Genomic DNA, 6847 nt, shown 5'->3' on the forward strand with positions numbered 1-6847 from the left:
GATGCTCAAACAGGTAGAAATTTTCACCGACGGCTCCTGCCTTGGCAACCCCGGCCCCGGTGGCTACGGCGCGATATTACGCTATAAGCAGACGGAAAAAACCTTCAGCGAGGGTTTTCGTCTGACCACCAATAACCGCATGGAAATGATGGCGGCGATCGTGGCGCTGGAAGCGCTGACCGTGCCCTGCGCCGTGACGCTCAGCACCGACAGCCAGTATGTGCGCCAGGGCATCACCAGCTGGATCCATAACTGGAAGAAGCGCGGCTGGAAAACCGCCGACAAGAAGCCGGTCAAAAATGTCGATCTGTGGCAGCGATTGGATCAGGCCATTCAGCGCCACGAGGTAAAATGGGAATGGGTCAAGGGCCACGCCGGCCACCCGGAGAACGAACGTTGTGACGTGCTGGCGCGCGAAGCGGCCGGTAAGCCGACGCAGGAAGACGTCGGTTACCAACCGGAAGCCTAAGGCAGTTTGCGATAGCTCTTGGTCGCGCCCACCGCGCGGCTGAGAGAAGGTTTTCTCGCCCCCAGTTTCATCGGCGTAGGCGTCAGCGGCAAGGTGCGTTTGCGCGCCACAATCACGCTCATGCAGCCCAGAGCCGGCAAATGAGTGCATAAAAACTTGCCGCCCTTGCGGTGCCATGGCAGCACGTGAAAACGCGCCTGGTACAACACCTCATAATTCAGCAGGCTGAGCCAATCCAGCAGCCGCATCTGGGTAAACATGCGGCTGACATAGGGCTGGCGGCGACGCAATCCGGGCACCAGTTTGCCCAATCCCAGCAGGCTGAACGGATTGAAGCTGCTGATAACCAACCAGCCATCGTCGATCAACACCCTGTCTACTTCACGCAGCATGCGGTGCGGATCGTCCGCATAGGACAGCGTATGCGCCAACAGGCAGGCATCCACCGACTTGGCGGCAAACGGCAGTTGATAAGCATCGGCGATCACCTGCAGCCCTTCCCCCTCCAACCCTACGTTGACCTGATGGGAAATCGCGCATTTGTCCGTGGCCAGCTCGGCGCTGAGCATGCCCATCTTCAGCAGATGGAAACCGAACAGCTTTGGCCACCAGGGTTGCAACTGCCGCTCGAGGGCTTCACGATAGTATTCCCCCCACGGCAGCTCCGCCCAGGACTGCGGGCCGGTGAGCTTTTGTAGAGTATGGGCTGGTTTCATGATTTATTATCTTCTTTCAAGCCGTTGCCAACGAGAGGTACACCATGAATCTTATCAGCATTCCCGCCTTCCAGGACAATTACATTTGGTTATTGGATGACCGGCAGGGGCGCTGCATTATCGTCGATCCGGGTGAGGCGCAGCCGGTGCTGGAAGCGCTGCAGCGCCTGCAGCTGACGCCGGCGGCGATCCTGCTGACCCACCATCATCACGATCACGTCGGCGGCGTGGCGCAGATCGTGGCGCAATATCCCGGCCTGGCTGTCTATGGGCCGCAAGAAACCGCGGACAAAGGCGCCAACCACATCGTCCGCGACGGCGACACCTTTGCCATCGATGGCCACCAATACAAGACTATCGCCGTCCCCGGCCATACGTTGGGCCATGTGGCATTCTATAGTGCCCCTTATCTGTTCTGCGGCGACACAATTTTCTCCGCCGGCTGCGGCAGGCTGTTTGAAGGCAGCGCCAAACAAATGTACGACTCATTTCAACAACTCGCGCAACTTCCCGATAACACCTTAATTTGCTGCGCGCATGAATATACTCTTTCAAATCTTAAGTTTGCGCGGGCTATTTTGCCGGAAGATCGAGAGATTGAAACATATCAACAACATGTTGAAGCGTTAAGGGCAAAAGGCCAAGCCAGCGTGCCAACCACATTGCAATTAGAGCGCAAAATTAACCTGTTTTTACGTTGCCATGACGCTGATTTACTAAAGAAATTAGGCTTTAATTCACCACCGGAAAGCCTTCATTCAGTTTTTTCCGAATTACGCCTGCGGAAAGATAACTTCTAAGCTTTTAGTTGTGTTATTTGGCGAAGCAAAGTATTATTGCTCGTCTTTTAAGCAACTACATTGACACACACATGAAGGCTAAAGCGATATTTCTCGCCTCAGTCTTGCTAGTGGGTTGCCAGTCGTCCAGGCAGGACGCACCGGCGCCAGAACAGCATGCACAGAGTTTGTCTTCAGCTGGTCAAGATGGTGAAGCAGGAGAGTACACAGCAAATGGCCGAGCGAGCTCGGCGCGGTGGTTGGATAACAACAGTCCCGCCGCGCAACAGGACCTGTGGAACTTCATTAGCGACGAGCTGAAGATGGAGGTTCCGGAAAATTCCCGGATCCGTGATCAGAAAAGAAAGTACTTAAAAAGTAAGAGCTATCTCCACGATGTAACATTACGGGCAGAGCCGTACATGTACTGGATAGTCGGGCAGATTAAGAAACGTAATATGCCGATGGAACTGGTACTGCTACCCATAGTGGAGAGCGCTTTTGACCCCCACGCCACGTCAAGTGCCAACGCCGCAGGGCTATGGCAAATCGTGCCGCAAACGGGTCGCAATTATGGTTTGAAAAACAATCAGTGGTATGACGGTCGACGCGATGTCGTCGCCTCGACAACCGCTGCGCTTAACATGATGCAGCGCTTGAACCGCATGTTTAACGGCGACTGGTTACTGACCGTAGCCGCCTATAACAGTGGTGAAGGCCGCGTGATGCAAGCGGTGAAGGCAAACAAACGCCAGGGTAAGCCAACCAATTTCTGGGCATTGTCGCTTCCGCGTGAAACGTCAATCTATGTCCCGAAAATGCTGGCGCTGAGCGACATCATCAAGAACAGCAAGAAGTACGGTGTGAAACTCCCGAAAACGGATGAAACCCGTGCGCTGGCGCGTATCGATGTCGGGCAGCAGATCCAGCTGACTCAGGCGGCTGAGATGGCGGGGCTTTCAGTCACCAAGATGAAAGCGTATAACCCAGGCTACAAAAAAGGCGTTACGGCACCCAACGGGCCCCATTACATCATGGTTCCCAAAGGGCATGCCGAGCAACTGAAAGACTCGCTGGCCGATGGCCAGATCGCCGTGACTCAGCCAACGACGCAGTTGGCGAAGAACAGCGGTTTGACCGGTGGCAGTTCATATAAAGTGCGCTCCGGCGACACCTTATCGGGCATTGCCAAGCGGCTGAACGTTAAGACCAGCGATTTGCAGAGTTGGAACAACTTACGCGCCAAGAGCGCCATAAAAGTTGGGCAAACCCTGCAAGTGGCCAGCAATACTGGCGGTAACAGCAGTATTACCTATCAGGTTCGTAAAGGTGATTCGCTTGCCAGTATCGCACGTCGTCACGGCGTCGATATTAACGACGTGATGCGTTGGAATTCAACGCTCGGTAAAGGCAACAGCCTTCAACCCGGTCTGAAGTTAACCCTGTTTGTCGGCAACAAGCTGACGCCGGACACCTAAGTTTCCGGCACAAAAAAAGCACCCTTCGGGGTGCTTTTTTATTGCCTGCGATTCACCAGACGGGAGAATCTTTTTCCGGGTGGAACTCCACCAACAGCGGATTGTGATCCGACGCGCTGGTCACCAGTACCGACGCCTCTACGACCCCAAGATTGCGATAAAACACAAAGTCCAGCGGGCGGCCAAAAGCCTTACGGCGGTGATCGTCGGCGAAGCTCACTTCGCGCAGCGCCATCTCACCGGCAAAGTCATACAAGGCATTGATACGTTTGCGGCTCCAGGCGTTGAAGTCCCCGGCCATGATCACCGGCCCCCGGTGGCTAGCGATCTGCTCGCCGATCGGCCCCAGCTGCTTGCTGTAGACGTCGACTCCCAGACTAAAGTTCACCGCATGGATGTTCACCACCATCAACAGCTCACCGTTGTACAGCGGATAAACGGTGATCAGGGCCGACTTGGACAGCCGCAGCAGCGGCTCTCGCTCGCGCAGCGGGCAGCAGTAAACCGGATGAGCGGCCGCCAGCGTCATCACGCCGGAAGGGTGCTGCGGCAACACAAAGGCCGGCACCTGATCGGCCGCCAGATAGTTGGCGGTAGCGTAGCTCACCAGCTCCGGCGTAGTTTGCGCTTCTTGCAACAGCACCAGCTGCGCATCTTTGCCATAGTTTTTCAGCACCGAAAGCCAGTCGGCTCGCTGCTGTTTGAAAATATTCCACACCATAACGCGCAAGGCGCCGGTCGTCGGCAGCGCCGCCCCTGGCGGCAACGGCTGATTAACGGCGCCAGGAAAGATTCGCTCAACTGGCTGGCCTGCAACATACCTCATTGCATAAGTTCGTTTCGGCACGCGATTCGCCTATAACCCATTAGCATGAAACTGGCGATGAAGACTTCGCCAACGGTGAATTGATTATACGCCTGCCCCGCACAGAGGGCATGGCTTTTACAGGCATAACCTTTTCAGTTATAGGGGCCGCCTGCGGCGATTTCAATCTTCTGAGGGTATAGCAGTGTAAAGGTGATGCAGCAGAGGTGAAAAATGCGAAAGGGCCAGCAAAATGCAGACGGGGAAACAGGAATATGCGCAATCAGATTCCTGTGGGTGACGACGATGCTCCGACGTGTTTAAATGACGAAATCGCTAAAAATTTAGAACAGAGTTTGCCTTTGGAGCAAAAATGAAAGCGAATTCGGACGAGCTCATCACCTTCGTCACCGTAGTGGAAAGCGGCAGCTTCAGCCGGGCGGCGGAGCGCCTGCAGCAGGCCAACTCCGTGGTCAGTCGAACGGTAAAAAAGCTGGAGAGCAAGCTGGGGGTAACCCTGCTCAACCGCACGACACGCCAAATCAGTCTGACCCAGGAAGGCGAAAACTACTTTCGGCAGGTGCAGAAAGTGTTGAGCGATATGGCCGCAGCGGAAAATGCGTTGATGGAAAGCCGTCAACGCCCGCAGGGGCTGCTGCGCGTCGATGCCGCAACGCCGGTCGTCTTGCATCTGTTGACGCCGCTGGTCGCCGAGTTTCGTGAACGCTATCCGGAAATGTCCCTGTCGCTGGTCTCTTCGGAAAACTTCATCAATTTGATCGAACGAAAAGTGGATATCGCAATCCGCGTCGGCGAGCTGACGGACTCTACGCTGAAAGCGCGCAAGCTGATGGCCAGCTATCGACGCATCCTGGCCTCCCCCGCCTACCTGGCGCAATATGGCGCGCCAAAGACGGTAGCCGACCTGGAGCACCATTGCTGCATCGGCTTTAACGATCTGCCCAATCTGAACCGCTGGCCGCTGACCTGTGCCGATGGTCGACAACTGGAGATCGTTCCGGGGCTGACCACCAACAGCGGCGAAACCCAGCGCCACCTGTGCCTGCACGGCAACGGCATCGCCTGCCTGTCGGACTTTATGAGTGATGAAGACGTCAAACGCGGGAACCTGGTTCCCCTTCTGGTAGGAGACACGCTGCCACTCGAAATGCCGATCAACGCGGTGTACTACAGCGATAGCGCTGTCAGTAACCGCCTGCGCAGCTTTATCGATTTTATCAGCGAGCGGCTAAAGCGATAAAAAGGCGCCCTCTTGGGGCGCCTGAGGTCTTCATATCTGAAGATTAGTCCCAGTTGGGTGCGAGGCCTTCCGGGCTGACCAATCGGCCGTTGCTTTCAAGCGCCGCAATCTGCGCCATATCTTCGTCACTCAGCGTCAGTTGCTGCGCTAACAGGTTGCTTTCCAGGTTTTCGCGCTTGGTCGAAGAAGGGATCACCGCGTAGCCCAGCTTCAACGCCCAAGCCAGAACCACCTGTGCCGGCGTCGCATTGTGACGGGCGGCAATGCTTTTGATCGTCTCATCCTGCAACGCTTTGCCATACGCCAGCGTCATATAAGAGGTGATGGCGATACCATGTTGCCGTGCGAACGCCACCACTTTTTCATTCTGCAAGAACGGTGACAGTTCGATCTGATTAGTCGCAATCTGATCGGCGCCAACCGCATCAATCGCCTGCTGCATCAGATCGATGGTGAAGTTAGATATACCAATCTGACGGGTCAGCCCCAATCGCTTGGCTTCCAGCAGTTCAGCCATAAACTCTGCGACAGGCACCTCATCATTTGGCGATGGCCAGTGAATCAGCGTCAGATCGACATACGGGGTCTGCAGCTTGGCCAAGCTGTCTCGCAGACTGGGAATTAAGGCGCCCTTAGCCAGATTCGCGATCCAGATCTTGGTTGTGATGAACAACTCGTCACGCGGCACACCGCTAGTGGCGATAGCCTGGCCGACGGCCGCTTCGTTTTCATAGATCTGTGCGGTATCGATAGCCCGATAGCCCAATTCCAGTGCCGTGCTCACAGAGTCGATAACGACCTGATCCTGAAGGCGAAAAGTACCTAAACCAAATGCAGGGATGCTCACAATATTTGCTCTCTCATTAGTGGATAAATAGCGATGCGAGAGAGTATGGCAATATTTTTAGTGAGCAAAAACGCCAGGTTCGGCATAAGACTTTTGATCAACAGGCAACAATATTGAGGAAAGCGGCAGGAACGGCGACAAATTCGACGAGGCTTTATGAATTTTGCATATGAAAAATCCCTGAGTCAGAGACCCAGGGCTTATCAATTAAGTGGCGGAACGGACGGGGCTCGAACCCGCGACCCCCTGCGTGACAGGCAGGTATTCTAACCAACTGAACTACCGCTCCACCGATTCTTTTACGTTGCATCTTTCGATGCCGGCAATATCGCGCGCTGCGATTTGCGCATTACCAGTCGTCACGCTGATAACGTTTATTTGATGCCTGGCAGTGTCCTACTCTCGCATGGGGAGACCCCACACTACCATCGGCGCTACGGCGTTTCACTTCTGAGTTCGGCATGGGGTCAGGTGGGACCACCGCGCTATTGC

7 protein-coding genes, 1 tRNA gene and 1 rRNA gene are annotated in these 6847 nt (G+C 55.2%); 4 read left to right on the plus strand and 5 right to left on the minus strand.

The window, feature by feature from the left end; translation table 11 throughout:
- Position 1: 1 nt before the first annotated feature.
- The gene (gene rnhA / locus ACJ8IM_RS18365) at positions 2 to 469 is read left to right on the plus strand and encodes a ribonuclease HI (protein ID WP_004930193.1); all 468 of its coding nucleotides are present in this window, start codon (positions 2 to 4) and stop codon (positions 467 to 469) included.
- Here rnhA and ACJ8IM_RS18370 read toward each other — a convergent pair.
- Complete coding sequence (locus ACJ8IM_RS18370) at positions 466 to 1185, minus strand: class I SAM-dependent methyltransferase (protein ID WP_033637192.1); 720 nt, start codon at positions 1183 to 1185, stop codon at positions 466 to 468. The genes rnhA and ACJ8IM_RS18370 overlap by 4 nt on opposite strands.
- A 44-nt stretch (positions 1186 to 1229) precedes the next feature.
- On the opposite strand from ACJ8IM_RS18370, the gene gloB reads away from it, so the two are divergent.
- Both gloB and mltD read left to right on the plus strand, forming a co-directional pair.
- Positions 1230 to 1985: a hydroxyacylglutathione hydrolase gene (gene gloB / locus ACJ8IM_RS18375; protein ID WP_033653352.1), complete on the plus strand. Its 756-nt coding sequence runs from the start codon at positions 1230 to 1232 to the stop codon at positions 1983 to 1985.
- A 71-nt stretch (positions 1986 to 2056) separates the two neighbouring features.
- Positions 2057 to 3442, plus strand: coding sequence for a murein transglycosylase D (gene mltD, locus ACJ8IM_RS18380; RefSeq protein WP_033653353.1), 1386 nt, complete (start codon positions 2057 to 2059; stop codon positions 3440 to 3442).
- Between the two features lie 52 nt (positions 3443 to 3494).
- Here mltD and ACJ8IM_RS18385 read toward each other — a convergent pair whose 3' ends face one another.
- The gene (locus ACJ8IM_RS18385; protein ID WP_072008392.1) at positions 3495 to 4289 is read right to left on the minus strand and encodes an endonuclease/exonuclease/phosphatase family protein; all 795 of its coding nucleotides are present in this window, start codon (positions 4287 to 4289) and stop codon (positions 3495 to 3497) included.
- A 331-nt stretch (positions 4290 to 4620) separates the two neighbouring features.
- On the opposite strand from ACJ8IM_RS18385, the gene yafC reads away from it, so the two are divergent.
- Positions 4621 to 5508 (plus strand): DNA-binding transcriptional regulator YafC, encoded by an 888-nt coding sequence (yafC, locus tag ACJ8IM_RS18390; protein WP_033637190.1) that lies wholly within the window; start codon positions 4621 to 4623, stop codon positions 5506 to 5508.
- Between the two features lie 43 nt (positions 5509 to 5551).
- Here yafC and dkgB read toward each other — a convergent pair whose 3' ends face one another.
- The 3 genes from dkgB to rrf form a co-directional block, all read right to left on the minus strand.
- A complete protein-coding gene (gene dkgB / locus ACJ8IM_RS18395) occupies positions 5552 to 6355 on the minus strand; it encodes a 2,5-didehydrogluconate reductase DkgB (RefSeq protein ID WP_033653355.1) in 804 nt (267 codons plus the stop codon).
- A gap of 212 nt (positions 6356 to 6567) precedes the next feature.
- A tRNA-Asp gene (locus ACJ8IM_RS18400) sits at positions 6568 to 6644 on the minus strand.
- Positions 6645 to 6738: 94 nt separating this feature from the next.
- A 5S ribosomal RNA gene (gene rrf, locus ACJ8IM_RS18405) occupies positions 6739 to 6847 on the minus strand; the annotation flags it as partial.

Source organism: Serratia sp. CY33525 (assembly GCF_052169115.1).
In the GTDB taxonomy this organism is placed as follows: Bacteria; Pseudomonadota; Gammaproteobacteria; order Enterobacterales; family Enterobacteriaceae; genus Serratia; species Serratia sarumanii.

Excerpts from the sequence above, each read along its gene's own strand:
- yafC (WP_033637190.1), top strand. The coding sequence starts at position 4,621 with ATGAAAGCGAATTCGGACGAGCTCATCACCTTCGTCACCGTAGTGGAA.
- rnhA (WP_004930193.1), top strand. The coding sequence starts at position 2 with ATGCTCAAACAGGTAGAAATTTTCACCGACGGCTCCTGCCTTGGCAAC.
- gloB (WP_033653352.1), top strand. The coding sequence starts at position 1,230 with ATGAATCTTATCAGCATTCCCGCCTTCCAGGACAATTACATTTGGTTA.
- ACJ8IM_RS18370 (WP_033637192.1), bottom strand. The coding sequence starts at position 1,185 with ATGAAACCAGCCCATACTCTACAAAAGCTCACCGGCCCGCAGTCCTGG.
- mltD (WP_033653353.1), top strand. The coding sequence starts at position 2,057 with ATGAAGGCTAAAGCGATATTTCTCGCCTCAGTCTTGCTAGTGGGTTGC.